This is a genomic window from Amycolatopsis sp. WQ 127309 (assembly GCF_023023025.1).
GTDB lineage: Bacteria > Actinomycetota > Actinomycetes > Mycobacteriales > Pseudonocardiaceae > Amycolatopsis.
The window spans coordinates 10,715,820-10,738,690 of the sequence record NZ_CP095481.1 but is presented as its reverse complement, the minus strand read 5'-3'; the positions used below and the strand labels follow the sequence as shown (position 1 = coordinate 10,738,690).

Here is a 22,871-nt window from a genome sequence, read left to right as displayed (position 1 = left end):
AGTCACGCGCCCAGTCACGCGAGATGCGCGGCCAATCACGCGAGACGCGCTCAATCACGCGAGACACACCCCCGATCACGAGACACGCGCCCAGTCACGCGAGTCACGCGCCCAGTCACGCGAGATGCGCGGCCAATCACGCGAGACGCGCTCAATCACGCGAGATCCGCCCCCAATCACGCGAGTCGCGCGCCCAATCACGAGACACGCGCTCAATCACGCGAGATCCGCCTCCAATCACGCGAGATGCGCGCCCAGTCACGCGAGACGCGCTCAATCACGCGAGATCCGCCTCCAATCACGCGAGACACGTGCCCAATCACGTGAGATCCGCGGCCAATCACGTGAGATGCGCTGCTAGGCACGCGAGACACGCGAGCAATCACGTGATGCGCGGCCAGGCACGTGAGACACGCGCGCAATCACGTGAGATGCGCGGCCAATCACGTGAAATGCGCGCGCAATCACGTGAGACGCGTCCCCACTCGCGCGAGACATGCGCCGGGGCAAGGTCGGTTCGCGTGCCTGCGGGGTCGGTTCGCGTACCCGGAGGGTCGGCTTGCGTGCCCAGGGGGTCGGCTTGCGTACCCGGAGGGTCGGCTCGTGTGCCTGCGAGGTCGGCTCTCGCACCCGCGGGTCAGCTCGGGGGTGGCCTGCCGGTGGGTGAGGTTTCGGGCTTTCTCCACTGCTCGCGGGGTCGGGCGTCGGCGGTGACCGTGTCCGGCTGCGGTGGGTGTGGTGATTGGTGACCGCCGGTGGGGGAAGCGGTGAGACCCGGCCCCAGCCCCGGCCGCAGCGCGCCGGGTGGTCGTGAAGCGGGCGTCCGGGTTCGTCCGGGATTGCTGCTCTGGTCGTCTGTGGCGGCGATGCTCGCGGCCGGTGCGGGATCGCGGGCTGCGGCTCCGTGCCACGTCGGACGCCCACCGTCGAAGGGAGACACCATGCGGCGCCTCGTTGACCGCGTGCTCGACCGGATCGTGCCCACTGCCCAGGCTTCCGCCTGCGCCGGCGGCTACTTCTGCAACAGCGCGGGCCACCCCGGGTACTGGTACCGGTTCTGTTGCCCGCAGACCGGCTGCGAATGGTCCAAGATCCGCAGCACCTGCTGAACCGGTCCCGAACGTACCGGGCGGTGTCCGCGGAAGCGGGCACCGCCCGTCGGAAAGGAGTGCCGTGGACTACCTCCGTGCGGCCTGCGCGACGCTGATCGCCGTGGTGTTCGCCGCCTCGTCGGTGTCGAAGCTCCGGGACTTCCGCGGGTTCGCGCGGTCGGTGCCCGCGCTGGTGCCGATGCCCGCGAACGCCGTGGTGCCGGTGTCGGTGGCCGTCGTGGGGGGCGAAGCGGGCGCCGCGGTGCTCGTGGTCGTGCCGGCCACCGCGACGGCCGGTTTCGTCCTCGCTTCGCTGCTGCTACTGGCTTTCGCCGCTTCCATCGGCACGGCGCTGCGTCGCGGGCGGCCCGCGTCGTGCCGCTGCTTCGGCACGGCCGACACCCCGGTCGGCCCGCGTCACCTGGCCCGCAACACCGTGCTGCTCTGCTTCGCCGCCGTCGGCGCCCTCGCGCCGGAGCACCTGCCACCCGTCGCCGGGGCCGCTCTCGCGGTCGCGGCGGGCGGGGTGGCGGCCGTCCTCGTCATCGCGATGGACGACATCGCCGTCGTGTTCGCAAGGAGTTCCTGATGCCCTTCGTCGTCGCCGCTCTGGTGCTGCTCGGCCTGCTGTGCCTGGTGAACCTGCTCCTGACCGTCGGGATCCTGCGCCGGATGCGGGCCCAGGCCTCGACGACGTCGCTCTTCGCGCTGCGGCCCGGTTCGGCCGTCGGCGAGTTCGCCGCCACGACGACCGACGGCGAGCCGCTCACCACCGCTACGCTGGACGGCACGGTGGCCTTCTTCTCCGCCGACTGCCCCGCCTGCCACGACACCCTGCCGGACTTCCTCGCCTACGCCCGCGAGCAGGGCCGCGACCGCGTCCTGGCCGTCGTCGGCGGGGACGACGCGGACACCGTGCGCGCGCTCGCCGAGGTCGCCCGGGTGGTGCCGGCGGACCTCGACGGCGGTCCGGTCGCCGCCGCGTTCCGCAACACCTGGACGCCCGCGCTGTACGTCGTGGCCGACGGGCGGGTGGTCGCGACCGCGGGCCGGGTGGCCGAGCTGACCGTCCCCGCCGGGCGGTGACGGTGCGCGAACCGGACCGGCGGATCGCCGCGGGCCGGCTGCGCGACGCGGCCGCGGCCGCCGCCGTGCTGCTGTGGCGGTCCGGCCCGGCGCGGCTGGCCGGGCTGCTGGTGATGACGGCGGCCGCGGCCACCGCGCCGATCGCCACCGCCTGGCTGACCAAGCTCGTCCTCGACCGGCTCGTCTCGCGCACCGGCGCCGTCGGCGGCCTCGCCGTGGCGCTGGCGTGCGCCGGGCTCGCCGTCGCCGCGCTGCCCGTGGTCGTCCACTACGTCCGGGCGCAGATCGGCCGCGCGGCGAGCACCGTCGCCACCGACGGGCTGTTCGCCGCGCTGGGCCGCCAGGTCGGGTTGCGCACCTTCGAGAACCCCGCCTACCAGGACCGGTTGCGGCTGGCCCAGGAGAGCTGCGGCCGGATGCCGGAGATCGTCGACGGCGTCGGCGGCACGCTCAGCGGAACCCTTTCGCTGGCCGGGTTCCTCGGCTCGCTGTTCGTCCTGAGCCCGGCGATGACCGGGGTCGTGCTGGCCGCCGCGATCCCCGCGCTGCTCGCCGAACTGCTGCTGGCCCGGCGCCGTGCCGCGGTGGAATGGCGCGTCGAGCGGTTCGCCCGGCGCGAGTTCTTCTACAGCCAGCTGCTCACCGGGATCCCCGCCGCGACCGAGATCCGGCTCTTCGGCATCGGGGCGTTCCTGCGCGCCCGGCTGATGGACGAGCGTCGCAGCGCCAACGCCGACCGGCGCCGGATGGACGAACGGGAGCTGCGGACCATGGGCGGCCTGACGGCGCTGAGCGCGGCGGTCGCCGGGGCGGGGCTCTGGTGGGCGATCACGTCGGCGCGCGACGGGTCGCTCAGCGCCGGCGACGTCTCGATGTTCGTGGCCGCCGTCGCCGGGGTGCAGGCCGCGCTGGGCACGCTCGCGTCGGCGATCGCCAACGGCCAGGCGCGGCTGCTGTCGTTCGCGCACTACGTCGCCGTGGTCCGCGCGGAACCCGATCTGCCGAGCGGCTCCGGTGACCCGGCACCCGCGTTGCGGCAGGGGATCGAGCTGCGCGACGTCTGGTTCCGCTACAGCGACGACCACCCGTGGGTGCTGCGCGGGGTGGACCTCACCCTCCCGCACGGCGCGGCGGTCGCGCTCGTCGGCCTCAACGGCGCGGGCAAGAGCACGCTCGTGAAGCTGTTGTGCCGCATGTACGACCCGACGCGCGGGCGGATCCTCTGGGACGGCGTCGACCTGCGCGACATCCCGCCCGCGTCGCTGCGCGAGCGGATCAGCGCCGTGTTCCAGGACCACATGAACTACGACATGACCGCGGCCGAGAACATCGGGCTCGGCGAGCCGGCCGCGATGACCGACCGGGCCCGGCTGGTGGCCGCCGCGACGCGGGCGGGCGCGCACGACCGGATCGCCGCGCTGCCCCGCGGGTACGACACGCCGCTCACCCGGATCTTCGAGATCGGCACCGACACCGGGGACGCGTCGACCGGGGTGGTGCTCTCCGGCGGGCAGTGGCAGCGCCTGGCGCTGGCCCGCTCGCTCGTGCGGGAGGGCCGGGACCTGATGATCCTCGACGAGCCGAGCTCCGGTCTCGACCCGGAGGCCGAGCACGAGGTGCACGCGCGCATCCGCGAGCACCGGCACGGCCGCACGAGCCTGCTCATCTCGCACCGGCTGAGCGCGGTGCGCGACGCCGACCGCATCGCCGTGATCGAGGACGGCCGGGTCAGTGAGCTGGGCACGCACGAGAGCCTGCTCACCGACGGCCGTGGTTACGCGCGCTTGTTCCGCTTGCAGGCCGACGGTTACCAGGCCGTGCCGTGAAAGCGCTGGTCCTCGCCGTGCTGCTGGCCGCGGGCGGTGCCGTCGCCGTCCGCCGGCTGCTGATCGTGACCACAGTGGACGGTGCGAGCATGGCCCCGGAACTGGCGTCCGGCGACCGGGTCCTGGTGCGCCGGACCCGCCGTCCGCGGCGCGGCCGGGTGGCCCTGCTGCGCTACCCGCGGCTGCCGAGCGGCGCGCCGGTGGGCGGGCAGCTGCTGCTCAAGCGCGTGGTGGCGGTGGCGGGCGACCGCGTCCCGGCCGGCTGGGCCGACCCGGACGTCCACGGCCTCGGCGGCACGGTGGTGCCGCCCGGCTGCACCGTCGTCCTGGGCGACAACCGGCCGGCCAGCTGGGACTCCCGGCACTACGGGTTCGTGCCGCGGGAGCGGCTGGTCGGCGTGGTGGTGCGGCACGTCCTTTCTTGAGTGAGCCGCATCCTGCTCGGCCCGCGCGGCGTGAGCCGGGCCGCGTTCAGCTGGCGGCTCTGTCCGTGTCACCTGACGTTAAATGAGCACTGATTGACTTCACTCGTTCACGAACTTTCTCGCGACGAGGACAAATTGACCCAGTCAGTGCCCCCCGGCGACGGCGACCCGCTGGCCGCGTTCAACGCCGATCTCGAGGAACTCCAGGCCAAAGCCGCGGCGGCCCAGGAACGGCTCCAATCCGCCGTCGCGTCCGTGCAGTCGCCGGACGGCGCGGTCTCGGTGACCGTCGGTCCGAGCGGGGTGCTGCAGGAGCTCCGGTTCGGTCCCCGCGCGTACGACCGTCCCCCGCAAGCCCTGTCCGGCATGGTGATGCAGCTGATCGGCCGCGCGCAGCAGAAGGTCTCGGCCGAGGTCGCCGACGCGTTCAGCGGCATGGTGGGCGAAAGCTCGGCCGCCCGTGAGCTGCTGGACGAGTTCCTGCCGTCGCCCGAACCGGACGAAGGCGCGCAACCGGACAACGGTTTCGCGGTGCCGCCGGAAGCCGGCGCCCGCCCGCAGCGGCCGGTCCCGCCGCCGCAGCGCCCGTCGCCGCCACCTCCGCCGCCCCCGCAGTCGCCGCAGCAAGGTCCGCCGCGTCGTCGTCCCCGGTCCACGCCGGAAGAGGACGACGGCGAGAGCAATCCCTGGTAGTACGGAGGAGAACCAGTGGTTTCCGGAGCAGGTTTCTCGGTCGACCCGGCCGAGCTGCAGAAGTTCAGCCAGTTCCTGTCGGGTACCACGCAGCCGGCGGTGCAGGACGCCGCGAACCGGATGCAGGCGGCCAACGGGTTCGACAACGCCGCGTTCGGCATGCTGCTCGCGCAGGTGCTGGCCGTGCCCTCACGGATCACGATGGGCGTCATCACGGGCGAGATCACCAAGCTCGTCGGTGACATCGGGAAGTCCGCCGACGACGTGAAGAAGGCCGCCGAAACGTACGCGACCCACGACGCGAACACGGCGCAGGGGCTGCGCACCTTCGAAACGGAGCTGGGCAAGTGACCGTTCCCATCACGGCATCGAACTCGACGACCGGGGCCGGCGTCTTCGACAGCTGGAAGCAGGTGGGCGACTCGATCGGCAAGGTCCAGACCGAACACGGCGGCGATCTCGCGGCCGTCAGTGTCGAGCTGGGCATCAACGTCATCAGCGCCGCGCTCGACACCGTCGCGTTCGTGATGGACCCGCTGGCGAAGCTGATCGCGGCGGGCCTGGGCTGGCTGATCGAGCACGTCTCGTTCCTGAAGTGGCCGCTGGACCAGGTCGCGGGCAACCCCGCGGAGGTCACGAAGATCGCCAACGAGCTGCACAAGATCGGCGAGTCGCTGCGCAACACCGGCACCGAGCTGGACGACACCCTCAAGGCCACGATCACGCAGTGGGAGGGCAAGGGCTACGACAGCTTCCTGAAGTCGATCAACGACCGGAAGGGCTGGATCGACGCCAACGCCAAGGCGTCCGACGTCGCCGGCTACATGGTCGAGACCACCGGAGCGCTGATCGGCGCGGTCCGCTCGCTGCTGCGCGACATCATCACGACGATCCTCGGCGACATCATCTCCACGATGCTGATCGCGCTGGCGCTGGCCATCCCCACCTTCGGCGCGTCGATCGCCGTCGGGGTGACCAAGTGCGTCGCGACCGTCTCGGTGCAGGTCGCGGCGATGATGGCGAAGCTCGCCAAGGTCGTCGCCTACGCCGGGCGCACGCTGGCCCGGCTCACCGGGCTGTCGAAGCTGGTCAAGGGGAAGCCGGGCTCGTCCGGTGCGGGGCACGAGCTGAGCAACCTCCCGCCGCACGGTGGCGGGGTGCCGAACTTCTCGCGGCCGCTGCCGAAACCGCCGGGCACCGCCGTCACCCACGACGGCCCGCCCACCGGTGGCGGCGCCACCCCGAGCACCCGGCCGCCGGGTGACGGCACGACCCCCAACTTCTCGCGGCCGCTGCCGCCACCGGGCACCGCGGTCACCCACGACGGCCCGCCGGGAGGCGGCGCCACGCCGAGCACCCGGCCCCCGGGCGACGGCACCACGCCGAACTTCTCGCGGCCCCTGCCGAAGCCCGCGGACCCACCGCCCGCGCCCAAGCCGCCGTCGCCGAAGTCGAAGCTGAGCGACCAGGACATCTCGACGATCAAGAAGCACGAGGACTGGCTGAAGACCAAGTTCGGCGACAGCTACAAGAAGATGAAGTTCGTCGACGACTGGCTGAAGGCCAAGGCACCGGACTACTACCCGATGCTGAAGGCGCTGTCGGACGCCAAGAGCTCGAAGAACTTCGTGGGCTGGGCGGGCAAGGACATCGTCCAGGTCGACCGCGGCCTCACCGACATCCAGATGCAGGCGGAAGCCGCGTGGGCCGAGGAGGACAAGAAGGAACAACAGCCGAGCTAGGCGCCTGGGAACGCCGTCCACCGCACGTCACGGTGGACGGCGTTCCCCGGTTCGGGTCAGATCGCGCGGGCGATGGCGATGTTGCCCGCCAAGCGCTCGCCGGCCTCGTAGATCATGTACTCGTGCCCCTGATAAGTGCCGAAGCTCGGCGCCGCGCTGCGGCCGTTGTCCGGGGATCCGCTCAGGGAGTCGTGGAAGACGCCCAGGTGGTTGCGCTTCGAGAAGTCGTTGCCCACCTCGGTGATCATCAGGTTGCCGCCGTGGGCGATGTCGGTGTTGTAGACGACGTACGTGCTGTTGTTGCGGTTCAGCAGGTGCGGGCCGCCGATGTCGTTGGCGCCGACGTCCGTGTGCCTCACCAGCGGCGTCTGGGAGAACGTCCAGTTCAGCGCGTCGGGTGACCAGCCCCAGCCGATGTCGCGGTGGTTGGTGGTGTTGTTGAGCATGAAGACCATGACGTAGCGGGCGTTCTTCGACGGCACGTCCTGGCGGAACACCCGCGCGTAGGACGTCTCGGTCGTGCCGGCGGGCTGCAGCCGGGTGGACAGGACCTCCTTCTCGTAGGTGAAGTGGATGCCGTCGGCCGAGCTGGCCAGGCGGGTCACCGTGTTCTCGCCGTGGAAGTACAGGTAGAGCCGCTTGACGTCGTCGTTCCACAGCGCGTGCGGCGAGGAGACGTGGCTGACCGAGTACTCGCCGGGCCACGAGTTCTTGATGATCGGGTTGCCCGCGTACTCGGTGAACTCCTGGTCGAGGGTGTTCGCGTAGGCCAGGCAGATCCCGCCCGGCGCGTCGTGCGGGGCGTAGTAGAGGTAGTAGGCGGCGAGCGCGTTCGGGATGCGGCCCGCGGTGCCGCGGATGCACGGGAAGATCAGCTCGCCGGTCGGGTTGTACTTGAGCTTGCTCTTCACCAGCGCGAGCCGCTGGTAGCGGTAGTCGGGGAAACCGGCCGGGGCCGCGAGGGCGGGCGCCGGCAGCAGGGCGCCCGCGCCGAGTGCGGCGGCACCGGCCAGCAGGCCGCGTCGAGTGAGGGACATGGTGCCGCTCCTTCGCCTTCGAAGTGTTCGCGTCCGGCGACGGTGGCACGCGCCGAACGGCGAAGTCAATGGAGTAATACGTATTAGTACGGTCGGGACAGGTTCGCTGGAGTTTCGGGCAAAACCGTTGACGGGTCCGCGCGCGGGCCGCACCCTGACGACTGAACCGAGTCAGTTGACCCGAGGTGAGGCGAACCGAGCGAGGTACCGATGAGCAGGGCGCGGCGGACGCCGAGGCAGGCCGACATCGCGCGCGTCGCCGGGGTCTCGCAGGCGACGGTCTCGGTGGTGCTCGGCGGGAACCGTACCGGCGTCCGGCTGTCCGAGCGCACCCGGCTGCGGGTGCTGGAAGCCGCCGAACGGCTGGGGTACGTGCCGGACCCGGTGGCGACGCGGCTGGCGTCGGCGCGCAACAACCTGCTCGGCGTCTACACCTTCACCCCGGCGTTCCCGATCGACGTCGCCGACTCCTACTACCCGATCCTGGCCGGCGTCGAGGCGGAAGCGGCCGAACTCGGCCAGGACCTGATCATGTTCACCGCGTCGAGCGCGGTGCCCGACCACACGCGGATCCGCCGCACCCGGCTCGCCGACGGCTGCCTGTTCCTCGGCCGGCACGTCCCGGTGGCCGCGGTCGGCGACCTGATGGCGAGCGGCTTCCCGATCGTCTACATCGGACGCCGGACCGAGCTGGGCGGCACGATCCCTTACGTGGGCGCGGATTACGTGTCGGCTTCGGCCGAGGTGGTGACGCGGCTGGTCGGCGCGGGCCACCGGCGCCTGCGCTACCTGCGCGAGCCGGACGAGGCCCCGTCGTCGGACGACCGCGAGCGCGGCGTCCGCACTGCGGCGGCCGACGCGGGCGCGGCGCTGACGGTCGTCCGCACCGACGGCACGGACCTCACCGCGGCGGACGTCACCGCCTGGCTCGAAGACGGCGTCACGGCGCTGGTCGTCGAAGAGACCGACACCGGCGCGGTGTTCCACGCGACGTGGCGCGCCCTGCGCGAGGCCGGGGTTTCCGTCCCCGGCGACGTCTCCCTGGCGGTGCTCGGCCGCCCGCCCGGCGACCCGCCGGGCCCCGAGATCAGCGGCTTCGAGGTACCGCGCCGCGAGATGGGCCGGGCGGCGGTCCGGCTGCTGGCGTCCCTGCTGGACCCGGCCGCGGCCGACCCGTCGGTCCACCGGCTGCTGACGTGCCCGCCGGTGGCCGGGGCGACGATCGCGCCGGTCAGCTGACGCGCAGCGCGTCGAGGTGCCCGGCGAGCTCCGTGTCGACGTCGGCCTGGTGGTCGGCGAGGAAGAAGTGCCCGCCCGGGAAGACGCGCAGCGTGAAGGCGCCCGAAGTGTGCTCGCGCCAGGCCTCGGCCTCGGGCCGCGTCGTCTTCGGGTCGTCCTCGCCGGTCAGCACGGCGATGGGGGCCGCGATCCGGCGGCCCGGCTCGCAGCGGTAGGTCTCGATCGCGGTGTAGTCGCCGCGGATCGCGGGCAGCGCCAGCTGCAGCAGCTCCTCGTGCCCGAACACCGCCGAGTCCGTGCCGTCGAGCAGCCGCAGCTCGGCGATCAGGCCCTGGTCGTCGCGCTCGTGGACGCGCTCGTCGCGGCGGGTCGAGGGTGCCCGCCGGCCCGACGCGACCACGGCGGCCGGCGCGTTCGTGCCGGCCCGCTCCAGCCGGTAGGCGGTCTCGAACGCGAGCACCGCGCCCATGCTGTGCCCGAAGAACACCGCCGGCTTGGCGCTCAGCCCGGCGAGCGCGTCGGCGAGCTGGTCGGCCAGCTTGCCGATGTCCTCGACGCACGCCTCGCGCCGCCGGTCCTGCCGTCCCGGGTACTGCAGCGCCACGACGTCGGTGCCGGGGGAGAAGCGCGCGGAAACCGGGTGGAAGAAGCTCGCCGACCCGCCCGCGTACGGGAAGCACACCAGGCGGGCGGTGCTGCCGGTCGCGTCGTGGAACCGGCGGATCCACCCGGTCGTGGCGCCGTCGTCGATGCGCAAGTCGTCCGTCCTCCGCGGTCGGGATATCGTCGTCACGACCAGTGAAACACGTCGGTTCCGCCGGGTCCGCCGGTTTCGCCGGATGGGAGGCGAAGGTGGCCGCGACGACGTTCCTGTTCGTGCCCGGCGACCGGCCCGACCGCTTCGGCAAGGCCGTCGCGAGCGGCGCCGACGTCGTCGTCCTCGACCTCGAGGACGCGGTGGCCCCGGCGGACAAGGCCGACGCCCGCGCCGCCGTGTCCGCGTGGCTCGCCGGCGGCGGCCGGGCGATGGTGCGGATCAACGCCCCCGGCACGCCCTGGTCCGACGCCGACGCCGCCCTGGTGGCCGAGCGCGGTGTCCCGGTGATGGTGCCGAAGGCCGAGACGCCCGGGGTGCTCGCCGGGTTCGCCGACGTGGTCGCCCTGGTCGAGACGGCGCTCGGCGTCGAACGCGCGGGTGAGCTGGCCGCCGTCGGATCGGTGACGCGGCTGGCGTTCGGCGGTGTCGACCTGGCTGCCGAGCTGGGCGTCGCGCCCGAGGATCCGGAACCGTTCGCCTACGCGCGCTCGCGGCTGGTCGTGGCGTCGGCGGCGGCCGGGCTCGCGCCGCCGGTCGACGGCGTCACCACGGACCTGCACGACGAAGCGCGGCTCGACGCCGACGTCCGCTACGCGCGGCGCATGGGCTTCGCGGGCAAGCTCTGCGTGCACCCGAAGCAGATCGCCCCGGTCCGCGCCGGGTTCGCCCCGACCGGCGACGAGGTGGCCTGGGCCCGCCGGGTCGTCACCGCGGGCGATTCGGTGTCTACTGTGGACGGTAAGATGGTCGACAAGCCGGTGCTGGCCCGGGCCCGCCGGATCCTCGGGGAGCGGTGATGGGCGGGAAGACGCGCCAGGCCGGGCTGCGCCAGGTGCGCTCGGGCGACGACGAGTTCTGCTACCAGCTGCACCGCGGCGCGCTCGGCGAGTACGTCGAGGCGATCTGGGGCTGGGACGAGCCGGTCCAGCGCGCCTACCACGAGAAGACCTTCGACGCGGCCCGCACGCAGATCATCACCGTCGACGGGCAGGACGCCGGTGTGCTGGTCGTCGACGACACCGGGACCGACGTCGTCCTCGGCCGGATCGAGCTCGAGCCGCACCACCAGGGCCACGGCGTCGGCGCGCACGTCGTGGCGGCCCTGGTCGCCGAAGCGGCGTCGCGCGGCCGGGGCGTGGTGCTCGAGGTCCTCGACGTCAACCCGCGCGCCCGGGCGTTCTACGAGCGGCTCGGCTTCCGCGAGACCGGCCGGCCGCGGCCGCACAAGATCGTCATGCGCCATCACGGTTTCAGTGACGTGGTGGGCAGCCCGAGCACCTGAACGATCCGCTCGACGGCCTCGCCCACCCCCACGAAGTCCGCGCCCAGCGGCTCGACGACCAGCCGGCGGATCATGGCGACGTGCCCGGCGGCCGACGCGCCCAGGTGCGCGCGGCCCGCGTCGGTCAGGCTCGCGACGGTGAAGCGCCGGCCCTGACCGGTGCACACCGTCCGCGTCACCCAGCCCCGGTCCTCGAGCCGCGCGACCGCGTGCGAGATCCGCGGCAGCGACCCGTTGGCCATCTGCGCGACCTCGCTCATCCGCAGCGTCCGGCCGGGGCAAGCCTCCAAGCGGGCCAGGATCATGTAGCCCAGCAGCGTGAGGTCGGCGTCGCGCAGGAGCTGGCTCTCCAGCACCCCCGGCAGCGTCAGCAGCACCTTCACCAGGTTGATCCACGCGCGGTGCTGGACTTCGTCGAGCGGTTCCACCGCGTCCTCGTGCTCGGTCACCGCTTGACTTTAACACGCAACCCAACCTACCTTGGGTTGCACACGCAACCCAAGGAGAAGCGATGACCACCACCGCAGCCACCCCGACCTCGGCCGTCGCTCTCCGGTACGGCCTCGCCGCGCTGGCCGCCGCGGCCCTCAACACGGCCATCGGGCTCACCGCGGCCGCCCTCGACGACGGCGGCATCGGCATGGGCCTCGCCCCGGTCGCCTACCTGCCCGCGACGATCGTCGGGTTCGTGCTCGGCGTCGTGGGCTGGACCTTCCTCGCCCAGCGGTTCCCGCGGGCCCTGCGCGTCATCGTGCCCGCGGCGCTCGTGCTGACCTGGATCCCGGACGTCCTGCTGCTGACCGCGGGCGCGACGGCCGCCAACGTCGTCGGGCTGATGCTCATGCACCTGGTCGTCGCCACAGCGGTCGTCACCGTGGGCCTGCGCCGGCTCCGGGAAGCGCGCGGCTGAGCGCTGGGACCGCCTGCCGGGTGAAGGGCAGACGGTCCCGCGCCGGGCGGTCCCGCTCCGCTGGGGTACAGGGTGGGACACGCCGGTCAGTGCCCCCGCGGCGCGGCTCCGGCGGACCCCCACGCCGTCGGAACCCCACCCGCGAGCACGCCGGTGCACCCCGTTGTAGCCGACCGGGCCGGGGACCGGTCCCCGGTGCGCCGTCACCCGGCGATCCCGCGGGCCACCGCCAGCTGGCTGTCCTTGTGCCGCTGCTCGCGGGCCAGGTCGGCGGCGTGGTGCGAGACGAGCCCCTCCTGCACGGCGCGCTCGAGGGCGACCCACGTCCGGACCCAGCCGGTGCGCTCCTTGCACCGCACGTCCCGGACGGCGACGGCGATCTCGCGCGCCGACGCCCGCCCCGCGCCGAACGCGGGGTCCTCGATCGCGGCTTGCGGTTCGGCGTAGCGGAACCCGGCCTCCGCCATGCACCGCGACCACGCCGCCGCGGCCGCCGTCACCGGCGGGGTGGTCCGGGTGATGTCGTAACTCCGTTGGCTCAGAGCGAAACCCACCGGTTCCTGGCCGGGTTTCCCGTCGGGTGCCAGGGCTCGGTCCGCCTCGCCCGCGCACCCGCCGGGCGGGACGTCACGCCCTTCGCGCGTGCCGGTGATCATCGCGACGACGTCCGGCGGCGGTGGCGGCCGGTCGGCGCCGTGCGGGGCGAAGACCGCCGGGTCGCGGTAGCCGTACGCCGCCGCCTCGGCCGCGTCGACGAGACCGTGCCGCCGCGGCTTGGCGGCGTCCCGCACGGGATCGACGGGCGGGAAGGTGAACGAGAGCCCGTGGGCGGCGAGGCAGCGTTCCACCAAGGTGTTGCGCGCCTTGATGACCTCCAGCTCCTCGACCGGCGTCAGCTGCGACCGGTCGAGCGGGAGGTCGAGGCCGTGCACCGTCGACAGGTCGCGGGGCACCTTCCCGAGCGCGACGGCGAGGTCGCCCGCACCGAAGTCGGACGTCGCGGCGGGCGCCGCCGAGCAACCGGCGACGATCGCCAGCACCGCGGCGAAGGCGGCCAAGCGGCTGAGTGTGGCCACGGCGGGACCTCCGGTTCGCGACCGGGACCGCGCCGGTGTGGCGCGGTCCCGGCCGGTGCGGCTAGAACTGATCGCGGTTCGCACAGTCGGAGGACGCTCCGGCACTCCCCGGCCACCTGAAGCTCGCGTTCTGGTTCTTCATGGTGGCGTTGAAGTTTCCGGAGGAGTACGGGGCGAACGACTGCGACGCGACACTGCCGTTGCAGCCGCTGTTGTAGTAGACCGTCGCCGTGTAGGACCAGCTGTTGGTCACCGACGCGGCGTGGTTCTTCACCTGGACGCCCAAGCCGTTGCTGGTGGTGCCGGCCTTGTTGAACAGCTCGTCGCCTAGGTTGCCGTCCGAATGGAAGTAGTCGCCGTGAGCGCCGGCGTTGCCGCTGTTGAAGTAGAAGCAGAAGTAGGCGCTCGGGCAGGCGGCGCTCGCCGCCGTGCTCACGGTCGCCGCCTGGGCGGCCGGGGCCGCGATGAGCCCGGCCGCGGCCAGGACGGCACCGATCGCGATTTTCCGCACCTTCGACATCATGGGTTCTCCCTCGTTCGTGGTCCTGCACCGCTTCCACGCCCGAACCGGACCCGGGTTGAGGCCGGACCGCGGAGAGAACCCGGGTGGAGCAACGTCAGGGGACCAGGACGAGCCGGCCCGGTGCGTGTCCTTCCGCCAGCATCTGCTGGGCCGCCGCCGCTTCCTCCAGCGGGAACGTCCGCGCCACCCGCACCTTGAGCTTCCCCGCCCCCGCCAGGTCGGCGACCGTGCGCAGGTCACCGGGGACGAGGCGGGCGAACACCGGTGTCACGCCCGGGACGTCGAACTCGGCGACCGACGCGACCCGCGTGCCGAGGCCCGGAGTCGCCCTCAGCGTTCCGCGCCCGGCGGTGTCCAGGACGGCGTCGACGCCCTCAGGGGCAAGGGCGCGGACGCGCTCGGCGAGACCGTCGCCGTAGCGGACCGGCTCCACGCCCAGGGAACGCAGGTAGCCGTGGTTGGCCTCGGACGCCGTGCCCAGCACCCGGACGCCGCGGCCGACGGCGAGCTGCGCGGCCAGCGAGCCGACGCCGCCCGCGGCCGCGTGGACCAGCAGCGTCTCGCCGGGCTGCGGGGCGAGCGTGTTGACGGCCTGCAACGCGGTCAGTCCGGCCAAGGGGAGGCTCGCCGCCTCGGGCCAAGGCACCGCGGCGGGCTTGCGGACCAGCGTCCGGACGTCGGCGGCGACCAGTTCGGCGTAGGCGCCGTTGCGGTGCCCGACCTCGCCGCGGACGTAGCCGATCACCTCGTCGCCGGGCGCGAACTCGGGCGCCGCGGGGCCGGCGCGCTCGACCATCCCGGCGACGTCCCAGCCGGGCACGACCGGGAAGTAGGACGCGCGGAACCCGGCCAGCGCTCCGGATCGGACGCCGAGGTCGGCCGGGTTGAGCGCGGCGGCCCGCACCCGCACGAGCACGCCGTCGAGGTCGACCACGGGCTCGGGCAGCTCGGCGATCTCCAGCACCTCGGGACCGCCGTACCGGTGGTGGACAACGGCTTTCACGGCTGCACGACCCGCATCGGCAGGTCGCCCAGCGCGTGGTGGCGGACGATCTTCCACTCGCCGTCGAGCCGCCGCAAGTCGGTGTCGTAGTACCCCGACTCGACGGCCTGGATCGAGCGTTCGGGCGTGGTCCGGACCTCGAACACGACGAACTGGGCGTTGAGGTGGGCGGTGTCGCCGTCGACGGTGATCAGGTGGTCGGCGGTGACGTGGTGACTGGAACCGCCTTCGGGGTGCGGGGCCATGAAGTTCTCGACGGCGTACTGGACGCCGGCGCCGCCGGTCAGCGGCTCGCCGACGGGCTCGTACCGGTCGGGGCCGGCCTTCTGGAAGATCCGGACGACGGCGTCGTCGGTGAACAGGGCGCCTTGGGCGGCGCCGTCGCGCCGGTCGGTGGCGCGGACGTAACGGGCCAGGACTTCCTGGACCGCGCGTTCGTCGGACACGGGGTGACCTTTCGTCGGTGGTGGCTGTGCTTCCAGCCAACCGCGACGTGACCGGCGGAACGATGCCGTCCGGGCCGCCGATCATTACCTTGGAGGTATGGATCGACTGGAGACGCGCGAGCTGACCTATTTCGTGACGGTCGCCGAGGAGCTGCACTTCGGCCGCGCGGCCGAGCGGCTCGGGATCGCGGCCCCGCCGCTGTCGCGGGCGATCGCGCGGCTGGAACGACGCCTGGGCGTGCGGCTGTTCGACCGGACGAGCCGCCGCGTCTCGCTCACCGACGCCGGCCGCGTCTTCCTGGCCGACAGCCGGTCGGCGCTGGCCGCGGTCGACCGGGCGGCCCGGCGCGCCCGGCGGGCGGGACGCTCGTCGCCGCTGACGGTCGCGGTGCGCTCGGGCACCGCCGCCGGCGTGCTGGCCGAGCTGGTCGAGGCGTTCGCCCGCGGGTACCCGGTGGAGCTGCTGTTCACCACCGACCAGGTCGGCGCGGTCCGCGGCGGTGCCGCCGACGTCGCCCTGCTCTGCGCGAGCAACGACCTCGCCGGGTTCGTCACGACGGACGTCGCCGAAGAGCTGCCGGTGGCCCTGGTCCCAGCGTCGCACCCGTTCGCCGGCCGGACGGCGGTCTCGATCGCCGACCTCCGCCGCGAGGACGCGTTCCGGCAAGAGTGCCCGCAGCTGCCGCTCGACGAGATCGTGGACCGGGTCGCCGTCGGCCAGCTGCTGGCGGTCGTGGGTCACGGCGCGGTGAGCCGGGCCGGTGACGCCGTCGTGGGTGTGCCGGTGGCGGACTGCCCGCCGACGCGGGTGGTGCTGGCCCGCCTGGCCGGGAACGTCAGCGCCGAGGTGACGGCGTTCGAGCGCACGGCGAAGGACGTCGCGGCCCGCCGGCTCGCCATGGCGGCGATCGCGTAGCCGGGCCGCGCCCCCGGGAATCGGGGGCGCGGCCCGGGACGCTCAGCAGCGCGGCAGCGCGGTCCGCAGCAGGTTCGGGTCCGTCTGCGTGAGGTAAGCCGCGCTCAGCACGGAGACCTCGTTGCCCCGCACCGCGATCGACGTCGGGTTCTGCAGTCCGTCGGCCGCGTCCAGCACCGTCGACGCGGTTCCGTCCGCGCCGATCCGGACGACCTTGTTCGGGCTGTCGAGCGCGGCGAGGATCTCCTCGCCGCGGCCGGTGAACGTGAAGTCGTCGATGCCCGCGAGACCGGTGGCTGTGATCCGCGGGGTGCCCGCCCGGCCGTCCGGCCGGATCGGGATGCGCAGCACCGTGCCGCGGTCGAGGTTGGTCACCCAGAGGGCGCCGTCGTGGAGCTTGGCGCCGTTCGCGCCGAGGAAGCCGTTCGGCGCCAGTTCGGCCGCGGCGGACCAGGATTTCGCTGTCCCGCCGAGGAACGGGACCGTCCACACGGTACCGAGCACCGAGTCGGTGACGAAGAAGCGGTGCCCGTCGAACGCCAGTCCGTTGGGCAGCCCGTTCCCGGGCAGGGCCGCGATCCGCTGCGGGGTGCCGCCCGGGCGCAGCCGCCACAGGCCGGTCAGGTCGTCGGTGCCGGTCGCGTAGAGGACGTACAGGGTCCCATCGGGCGTCCGGACCAGGCCGGTCGTCAGCGGGAAACCCAGAGCGGGGGCGCCGCCGCCGGTCGCGGGCGCGGGCAGTGTCGCCAGGATCCGGGTCCGGCCCGCCCGGTCGACGCGGGCGACCTGCCGCGCGCCGGCGAAGGTGACGTCGGCGGCACCGTCGGGTTCCAGGGCGACGTTTTCCGGCTGCTGACCGGCGGCCAGGTCGAAGTGCACGACGTTCCGCGACGCGGCGAAGGCCGGAGTGGCGGTGGTGAGGGTCGCCAGGAGGGTGAGGGTCACGAGCGTTTTCTTCATGGTTCCTTCGTTTTCCGGCGCGTTCGAGGAACGCGCGGTGGATGAAAACCGTGCGGTGCGGGGAAAAGTGAACTCAGTGCCGGGCGGTTTCCCGGGCGGTGACGTCCCGGGCGAGCAGCTGCAACGCGTGCGCGGACGCCGAATCCGGTTCCGCCGTCGCGACCACGACCCGGTGCCCCTGCTCGGTGTGCAGGGTCTGCTGGGTGACCGTCATGGCGCCCACGATCGCGTGGTGCATCTCGTAGACGCCGACGTCGCAGGCGCGGACGCGGTGGTCCGACCACAGCGCGGCGAACTCCGGGCTCTTCATCGAGAGTTCGCCGATCAGCGACGCCAGCAGCGGGTCGTCGGGGTGCTGTCCGGCAGCCAGCCGCAGGTTGCCGACGACGTCGCGGGCCTTCGCCGCCCAGCCGGGGTACAGCTCGCGGGTGTGCGCGTCGGTGAACACCAGCCGCGTCATGTTGGGGCGGGCGCCCTTCCGGTCCGGATCGCCGTGGCCGAGGTGCCCGGCGTGCAGCGCGTGCCCGGTCCGGGTCCAGGCGAGGACGTCGCCGCGCCGCCCGAGCACGACGACCGGGACGTCCGCGAGCGCGGTCACCAGCTGGCGCGTCGCGGCGGTGAGCCGCTCGGGCGCCGGCCGGCGGCTCCCGGGCCGGCGGCGGGGGCCGGCCAGGTTGTGCAGGTGCCGGCGCTCGGCGTCGTCCAGCCCGAGCGCCCCGGCGATCGCGTCCAGCACCTCGGTGGAGGCGTTGAGCGAGGCGCCCTGCTCGAGCCGCGCGTAGTACGACGCGCTCACACCGGCCAGCAGCGCGAGCTCCTCCCGGCGCAGGCCCGGCACCCGCCGCCGGTCCCCGTACCCGGCCAGCCCGACGTCCTCGGGCCGCAGCCGGGCGCGCCGGGTCTGCAGGAACTCACCGAGCTGCCGTCGTCCGTCCATGGCTCCAGTGTCGAGCTTCCGGCGAACCCGAGCCACACCCTGGCCCGGGGACCCTTGTGCATCGCCCAGCGTTCAGGTATCCAATCAAGCGTCACATGTATGTCACTAGTTCATGTACGTGAACGGAGTAGCAGTGTCGCCACTCAGAAACCTTCGCCGTCTCGGTGTCCTGGCCGTGGTGACGGCGACCCTCGGCGGGTCGCTGTCCGGGATCGCCGCGGCCGCACCGGCCACGACCGCCGGGGTGTGCTCGCTACCCGGGATCGAACGGCTCTGCCCGCCCAAGACCGTCGTGCTCGACGGGAACCGCCTCCTGCTGACCAAGCTCGCCCTGCTGCTCGGGGACCGGACCGTCAAGACGTCGCTCGGGAACCTCGTCAAGCAGGCCGACGTCGCGGTCACCGCCGGGCCGTGGACCGTCGCCGACAAGGAACGGGTGCCGACCAGCGGCGACAAGCACGACTACCTGAGCCTCGCCCCGTACTGGTGGCCCAGCCGGCCGAAGACCGCGGCGAACCCGCTCGGCTGCCCGTACGTGCAGCGCGACGGCGTCCTCAACCCCGAGACGACAGCCGTGCCCGACAAGGCCGAGCGGCTCAAGGCGTTCAGCTCGATCTACCAGCTCTCGCTGGCCTGGTACTACACCGGCAAGGCCGACTACGCGCGCCGCGCGGCGCTCGACCTGCGCACCTGGTTCCTCGACGCCGCCACGAAGATGAACCCGAACCTGAACTTCGCGCAGGGCATCCCGTGCAAGAACGACGGGCGCGGCATCGGCATCATCGAGTTCTCCTACACCTTCACCCAGGTGCTCGACGCCGCCGCGATCCTCAGCACCGGCGCGCCGGGCTGGTCGAAGGCCGACGAAGGCGCGTTCAAGGGCTGGTCGAGCGAGTTCCTGGCCTGGCTGCGCACCAGCCAGTACGGCCAGGACGAGGCCGCGGCCCAGAACAACCACGGCACGTTCATGGACATGCTCACGGCCGGGATCGCGCTCTACACCGGGCAGAGCGGCGTCACCAAGGACATCCTCGAGAAGGCCAAGGCGGGCCGGATCGACCACCAGATCGCCGCCGACGGCAGCCAGCCGGAGGAGATCGCGCGCACCCGCACGTTCCACTACTCGACGTTCAACCTGGTCGCGCTGACCCGGCTCGCGCAGATCGGCAGCCACGCCGGCGTCGACCTGTGGGGCTACCGGAACCCGCAGGGCGGCAGCATCACCAAGGCCGTCGACTTCCTGCTCCCGGCGGCCACCGGCGGCGCCGCGCAGTGGCACTACCCGGACCTGAACTTCACCCAGTACGCGGCCCTGGACAGCGTCCACGCCGCCGCGGACGCCGGTGACCGCCTGGCCCGGGCCGCGCTCCCGAAGGTCCCGGCGCCGCCGGGTGGTGACCTCTACCCGGTCCGGCCCGCGGCCGAGCAGCTCGACGACATCTCGACGACCGGCTGAGCCGGCCGAGTCACCGGGAAAGCAGCTCGGTGATCGCCGCGGTGGGGACGAACTCGTCCGCCACCGCGGCGAGCGCCGGGTCGAGGGTGACGAACCGGTCGGCCTGCAGCTTCGCGACGGCCAGGTACTCGGCCATCCCGATGCCGGGCCAGTCCAGCCGAGCGGCGATCCGCCACGCCGTCGAGCGCGACACCCGGTCGCCGAGCAGGCGGATCTTCAAGCCGGCCAGGCGCTCCAGCAGGACCAGGCCGTCCCGGTCCGTCCGCTCGCCCCGGCGGACGCTCTCGTAGAGGTGCGCCATCGCGTGCGACCGCAGCACACTCGGGGCGACGAGCTTGTGCTCGGGGGCCACCACGACCTGGTCTTCGGCCAGGCGCAGCGCGGTCAGGGCGTCGATGCCGAAGCGCGTCACGCGCCCAGGGTAACCGGACAGGAATCGGACGGATCTCGCCACACGCGACTTCGGTCCGTTGACTTTCCTTGCTGCGAGCCGCTTCCCTGAGGTGCGGCGCCCCGTCGCGGGGTGCCCGGCTTCGGCTGGAGGAGCACACATGGCCCGCCTCGCCCGGTTGCTCGTGGTCCCGTTCCTGGTCCTCACCGCGCTGGTCGTCCCGGCGACGGCGGCGTCGGCGGCGACGACCGACGTCGCGGTCGACGGCGCCGCGGCGGGGAGAACCTTCGACGGCGTCGGGGCGATCAGCGGCGGTGGCGGGAACTCGCGGCTGCTCGTCGACTACCCGCCCGCCCAGCGCGCGCAGATCCTCGACTACCTCTTCAAGCCCGGCTACGGCGCCGCGGTGCAGCTGCTGAAGCTGGAGATCGGCGGCGACGCGAACTCCACCGACGGCGCCGAACCCAGCCACGAGCACGTGCGCGGCGAGGTGAACTGCGACGTCGGCTACGAGTTCTGGCTGGGGGAGCAGGCCGTCGCGCGCAACCCGGGCATCAAGCTGGTCGCGCTGCCGTGGGCCGCGCCGGGCTGGATCGGCGGCGGGAACTTCTGGTCGCAGGACATGATCGACTACGACCTCTCGTGGCTCGGCTGCGCGAAGCAGCACGGCCTGACCATCGGCTACCTCGGCGGCTGGAACGAGCGCGGGCACGACACGACCTGGTACAAGAACCTGCGCTCGGCCCTGGACTCCCACGGCTACGGCGCGGTGCAGATCGTCGGTGACGACACCGGCTGGAACACCGCCGACGACATGCTGGCCGATCCGGCGTTCGGGCGCGCGGTCGGCGTCGTCGGCTCGCACTACCCGTGCGGCTACCTGTCCGACGCGACGTCGTGCGGGTCGTCGGCCAACGCCGTCGCGACCGGGAAACCCCTGTGGGCCAGCGAGTTCGGCTCGCAGGACGACAACGCGGGCGCCGTCCCGCTGATCCGCAGCATCACCCGCGGCTACCTCGATGGACAGCTGACGGGGTTCATGAACTGGCCGCTGCTCGCCGCGATCACCCCGAACCTGCCCTACAGCACGGTCGGGCTGGCGGTGGCCGGATCGCCGTGGTCGGGCTCCTACCAGCTCGGCAAGAGCCTGTGGGCCACCGCGCAGGTCACGCAGGTCACCCAGCCCGGCTGGAAGTTCCTCACCGGCAGCGCGAGCGGCTACCTCGGCGGCAACCGGGCGAACGGCAGCTACGTCAGCCTGAAGTCCGCTACCGGCACGGACTACTCGACGATCTACGAGACGACCGGCGCCACGGCCGCGCAGACGGTGAACGTCAGGGTCTCCGGCGGGCTCGGCACCGGGACGGTGCACGTGTGGTCGACCGACCTCGGCGGCACGGACTCCTTCGTGCGGCAGGCCGACGTCACGCCGCAGGGCGGGGCGTACGCGCTGACCCTGCAGCCCGGCCGGATCTACTCCGTCACCACGACGTCCGGCCAGGGCAAGGGCACCGCGGCCGGCCCGGCCGGGCACGCGCTGGCGCTGCCGTACTCGGACACCTTCGACGGCTACCCGAGCCGCACCGAGGCGAGGTACTTCGCCGACATGCAGGGCTCCTACGAAGCGCGCCCGTGCGCGGCGGGCCGGACCGGCCAGTGCCTGCAGCAGGTCGCGCCCGTCAAGCCGATCGAGTGGCAGGACGACAGCGACGCCTACGGTCTCGTCGGCGACCCGGCCTGGCGGGACTACACCGTCAGCGTCGACGTCGACCTGCAGCAAGCCGGCACCGTCACGCTGCTCGGGCGGGCCAACACCCAGACCCGGCCGCAGAGCCGGCAGGCCGCCTACCAGCTGCGCCTGGACGACCGGGGCCGGTGGGCGATCGCGAAGAACAGCAGCGGCGGCGTCCTGACGACGCTGGCGTCCGGCACGGCCACCGCGCCGGGGCTGAACACCTGGCACCGGCTCGGGCTGGGCTTCTCCGGCAACAGCGTCACCGCGACGCTCGACGGCGCCCCGCTCGGCGCGGTCACCGACACGTCGTTCACCGCGGGCCAGGTCGGCCTCGGCGTCGTCGGCTACCAGACCACGGTGTTCGACAACCTGTCCGTCGTCGCGGCCCCGCCCGGCAACCTCGGCGGTGTCCTCAAAGGACGGGAGTCCGGCCTCTGCGCCGACGTCCCGGCGCTGAGCCAGGCCAACGGCACCGCGATCACGCTGTGGGACTGCAACGGCGGCGCGAACCAGCAGTGGACGGCGACCCCGTCCGGGCAGCTGACCGTCTACGGCGGCAAGTGTCTCGACGCGGCCGACAGCACCGCCGTCCGGATCCAGGACTGCGCGGGCACCCCCGCCCAGAGCTGGCGGCTCGACCCCGACGGCAGCGTGGTGAACACCGGCTCCGGCACCTGCCTCGACGCCGTCGCGCACGGGACGTCACCGGGCACCGCGCTCACCACCTGGGCGTGCAACGGCGGGCTCAACCAGCGCTGGGACCGCGGCGCGAGCACCGGCGTCCTCAAGGGGCAGGCGTCGGGCCGCTGCGCCGACGTCCCCGCCGCGGACCAGACGAACGGCACCCGCCCGGCGCTGTGGGACTGCAACGGCGGCGGCAACCAGGCCTGGACGTCGACCCCGTCCGGCCGGCTGACCGTCTTCGACACGAAGTGCCTGGACGTCGTCGGCGGCGCGACCGCGGACGGCACGCCGGTGCAGATCTGGGACTGCACGGGCGTTCCCGGCCAGCAGTGGCGGGTCCGCTCCGACGGCACGGTGGTCGGCACCGGCTCGGGGAAGTGCCTGGACGTCGCGGGCGGTGCGACGAGCGCGAGCAGCCCGCTCGTCATCGCGGCCTGCTCGGGCGCCGGCAGTCAGCGGTGGTCCCGCGGCTGAGTCTTGCCGAAAGTTGTCTGGACCAAAAACGGGACAATCTGTTGACAGTCGCCCGGGTCGGGGCTCAACCTGAAACCGGTTCACCGCCGGGCCCGGGCGGGTTCTCCCTGCTCTCAGTGATC

At 73.0% G+C, this 22,871-nt stretch carries 25 protein-coding genes; 15 read left to right on the top strand and 10 right to left on the bottom strand.

Annotation, left to right across the window (positions count from 1 at the left end; translation table 11 throughout):
- The first annotated feature begins 941 nt into the window (after positions 1 to 941).
- The 8 genes from MUY22_RS47595 (at position 942) to MUY22_RS47560 (ending at position 6,863) form a co-directional block, all read left to right on the top strand.
- Positions 942 to 1,109, top strand: a complete 168-nt coding sequence (locus MUY22_RS47595) for a hypothetical protein (protein ID WP_247054947.1) — start codon at positions 942 to 944, stop codon at positions 1,107 to 1,109.
- Positions 1,110 to 1,173: 64 nt separating this feature from the next.
- A complete protein-coding gene (locus MUY22_RS47590; RefSeq protein ID WP_247054945.1) occupies positions 1,174 to 1,680 on the top strand; it encodes a MauE/DoxX family redox-associated membrane protein in 507 nt (168 codons plus the stop codon).
- The gene (locus MUY22_RS47585; protein ID WP_247054943.1) at positions 1,680 to 2,177 is read left to right on the top strand and encodes a TlpA disulfide reductase family protein; all 498 of its coding nucleotides are present in this window, start codon (positions 1,680 to 1,682) and stop codon (positions 2,175 to 2,177) included. Before MUY22_RS47590 ends, MUY22_RS47585 begins: the two co-directional genes overlap by 1 nt.
- Complete coding sequence (locus MUY22_RS47580; RefSeq protein WP_247054941.1) at positions 2,174 to 4,003, top strand: ABC transporter ATP-binding protein; 1,830 nt, start codon at positions 2,174 to 2,176, stop codon at positions 4,001 to 4,003. The genes MUY22_RS47585 and MUY22_RS47580 overlap by 4 nt, the downstream gene beginning before the upstream one ends.
- A complete protein-coding gene (locus tag MUY22_RS47575; RefSeq protein WP_247054939.1) occupies positions 4,000 to 4,428 on the top strand; it encodes a S26 family signal peptidase in 429 nt (142 codons plus the stop codon). Before MUY22_RS47580 ends, MUY22_RS47575 begins: the two co-directional genes overlap by 4 nt.
- A gap of 135 nt (positions 4,429 to 4,563) precedes the next feature.
- Positions 4,564 to 5,121: a YbaB/EbfC family nucleoid-associated protein gene (locus MUY22_RS47570; RefSeq protein ID WP_247054937.1), complete on the top strand. Its 558-nt coding sequence runs from the start codon at positions 4,564 to 4,566 to the stop codon at positions 5,119 to 5,121.
- Positions 5,122 to 5,136: 15 nt separating this feature from the next.
- Positions 5,137 to 5,472 (top strand): hypothetical protein, encoded by a 336-nt coding sequence (locus tag MUY22_RS47565; protein WP_247054935.1) that lies wholly within the window; start codon positions 5,137 to 5,139, stop codon positions 5,470 to 5,472.
- Positions 5,469 to 6,863: a hypothetical protein gene (locus tag MUY22_RS47560; protein ID WP_247054933.1), complete on the top strand. Its 1,395-nt coding sequence runs from the start codon at positions 5,469 to 5,471 to the stop codon at positions 6,861 to 6,863. The genes MUY22_RS47565 and MUY22_RS47560 overlap by 4 nt, the downstream gene beginning before the upstream one ends.
- A 56-nt stretch (positions 6,864 to 6,919) precedes the next feature.
- On the opposite strand, the gene MUY22_RS47555 is transcribed toward MUY22_RS47560, so the two are convergent.
- The gene (locus MUY22_RS47555) at positions 6,920 to 7,900 is read right to left on the bottom strand and encodes a hypothetical protein (protein WP_247054931.1); all 981 of its coding nucleotides are present in this window, start codon (positions 7,898 to 7,900) and stop codon (positions 6,920 to 6,922) included.
- Between the two features lie 210 nt (positions 7,901 to 8,110).
- Between MUY22_RS47555 and MUY22_RS47550 the strand changes: the two genes are divergently transcribed.
- Positions 8,111 to 9,139, top strand: a complete 1,029-nt coding sequence (locus MUY22_RS47550; RefSeq protein ID WP_247054929.1) for a LacI family DNA-binding transcriptional regulator — start codon at positions 8,111 to 8,113, stop codon at positions 9,137 to 9,139.
- On the opposite strand, the gene MUY22_RS47545 is transcribed toward MUY22_RS47550, so the two are convergent.
- A complete protein-coding gene (locus tag MUY22_RS47545; RefSeq protein WP_247054926.1) occupies positions 9,132 to 9,896 on the bottom strand; it encodes a thioesterase II family protein in 765 nt (254 codons plus the stop codon). The genes MUY22_RS47550 and MUY22_RS47545 overlap by 8 nt on opposite strands.
- Before the next feature lie 95 nt (positions 9,897 to 9,991).
- On the opposite strand from MUY22_RS47545, the gene MUY22_RS47540 reads away from it, so the two are divergent.
- Together MUY22_RS47540 and MUY22_RS47535 are read left to right on the top strand one after the other, a co-directional pair.
- The gene (locus MUY22_RS47540; RefSeq protein ID WP_247054924.1) at positions 9,992 to 10,753 is read left to right on the top strand and encodes a CoA ester lyase; all 762 of its coding nucleotides are present in this window, start codon (positions 9,992 to 9,994) and stop codon (positions 10,751 to 10,753) included.
- Positions 10,753 to 11,238 carry an N-acetyltransferase gene (locus MUY22_RS47535; protein ID WP_247054922.1) on the top strand — a complete coding sequence of 162 codons (486 nt, stop codon included), beginning with the start codon at positions 10,753 to 10,755 and terminating at the stop codon, positions 11,236 to 11,238. Before MUY22_RS47540 ends, MUY22_RS47535 begins: the two co-directional genes overlap by 1 nt.
- Here the strand turns inward: MUY22_RS47535 and MUY22_RS47530 are convergent.
- Positions 11,199 to 11,687, bottom strand: coding sequence for a MarR family winged helix-turn-helix transcriptional regulator (locus MUY22_RS47530; protein WP_247054920.1), 489 nt, complete (start codon positions 11,685 to 11,687; stop codon positions 11,199 to 11,201). The two genes, MUY22_RS47535 and MUY22_RS47530, sit on opposite strands and share 40 nt — an antisense overlap.
- Before the next feature lie 62 nt (positions 11,688 to 11,749).
- On the opposite strand from MUY22_RS47530, the gene MUY22_RS47525 reads away from it, so the two are divergent.
- A complete protein-coding gene (locus tag MUY22_RS47525; protein ID WP_247054919.1) occupies positions 11,750 to 12,148 on the top strand; it encodes a DUF6069 family protein in 399 nt (132 codons plus the stop codon).
- Between the two features lie 203 nt (positions 12,149 to 12,351).
- On the opposite strand, the gene MUY22_RS47520 is transcribed toward MUY22_RS47525, so the two are convergent.
- The 4 genes from MUY22_RS47520 to MUY22_RS47505 all read right to left on the bottom strand — a co-directional run bounded on the left by MUY22_RS47520 (position 12,352) and on the right by MUY22_RS47505 (position 15,196).
- Positions 12,352 to 13,224: a hypothetical protein gene (locus tag MUY22_RS47520; protein WP_247054916.1), complete on the bottom strand. Its 873-nt coding sequence runs from the start codon at positions 13,222 to 13,224 to the stop codon at positions 12,352 to 12,354.
- Between the two features lie 61 nt (positions 13,225 to 13,285).
- A complete protein-coding gene (locus MUY22_RS47515) occupies positions 13,286 to 13,747 on the bottom strand; it encodes a peptidase inhibitor family I36 protein (protein WP_247054914.1) in 462 nt (153 codons plus the stop codon).
- Positions 13,748 to 13,841: 94 nt separating this feature from the next.
- A complete protein-coding gene (locus tag MUY22_RS47510; protein WP_247054911.1) occupies positions 13,842 to 14,750 on the bottom strand; it encodes an NADP-dependent oxidoreductase in 909 nt (302 codons plus the stop codon).
- Positions 14,747 to 15,196: a nuclear transport factor 2 family protein gene (locus MUY22_RS47505; RefSeq protein WP_247054909.1), complete on the bottom strand. Its 450-nt coding sequence runs from the start codon at positions 15,194 to 15,196 to the stop codon at positions 14,747 to 14,749. The genes MUY22_RS47510 and MUY22_RS47505 overlap by 4 nt, the downstream gene beginning before the upstream one ends.
- 97 nt (positions 15,197 to 15,293) lie before the next feature.
- Between MUY22_RS47505 and MUY22_RS47500 the strand changes: the two genes are divergently transcribed.
- Positions 15,294 to 16,112, top strand: coding sequence for a LysR family transcriptional regulator (locus MUY22_RS47500; protein ID WP_247054907.1), 819 nt, complete (start codon positions 15,294 to 15,296; stop codon positions 16,110 to 16,112).
- 42 nt (positions 16,113 to 16,154) lie between these two features.
- Here MUY22_RS47500 and MUY22_RS47495 read toward each other — a convergent pair whose 3' ends face one another.
- A complete protein-coding gene (locus MUY22_RS47495) occupies positions 16,155 to 17,072 on the bottom strand; it encodes a hypothetical protein (RefSeq protein WP_247054906.1) in 918 nt (305 codons plus the stop codon).
- Positions 17,073 to 17,145: 73 nt separating this feature from the next.
- On the bottom strand, positions 17,146 to 18,009 hold the full coding sequence (locus tag MUY22_RS47490) for a helix-turn-helix domain-containing protein (protein ID WP_247054904.1): 864 nt from the start codon (positions 18,007 to 18,009) through the stop codon (positions 17,146 to 17,148).
- Between the two features lie 133 nt (positions 18,010 to 18,142).
- On the opposite strand from MUY22_RS47490, the gene MUY22_RS47485 reads away from it, so the two are divergent.
- Complete coding sequence (locus tag MUY22_RS47485) at positions 18,143 to 19,465, top strand: alginate lyase family protein (protein ID WP_247054902.1); 1,323 nt, start codon at positions 18,143 to 18,145, stop codon at positions 19,463 to 19,465.
- A gap of 10 nt (positions 19,466 to 19,475) precedes the next feature.
- Here MUY22_RS47485 and MUY22_RS47480 read toward each other — a convergent pair whose 3' ends face one another.
- Positions 19,476 to 19,877 carry a hypothetical protein gene (locus MUY22_RS47480; RefSeq protein WP_247054900.1) on the bottom strand — a complete coding sequence of 134 codons (402 nt, stop codon included), beginning with the start codon at positions 19,875 to 19,877 and terminating at the stop codon, positions 19,476 to 19,478.
- Positions 19,878 to 20,016: 139 nt separating this feature from the next.
- Between MUY22_RS47480 and MUY22_RS47475 the strand changes: the two genes are divergently transcribed.
- A complete protein-coding gene (locus tag MUY22_RS47475) occupies positions 20,017 to 22,749 on the top strand; it encodes a ricin-type beta-trefoil lectin domain protein (RefSeq protein ID WP_247054898.1) in 2,733 nt (910 codons plus the stop codon).
- Positions 22,750 to 22,871 lie beyond the last annotated feature (122 nt).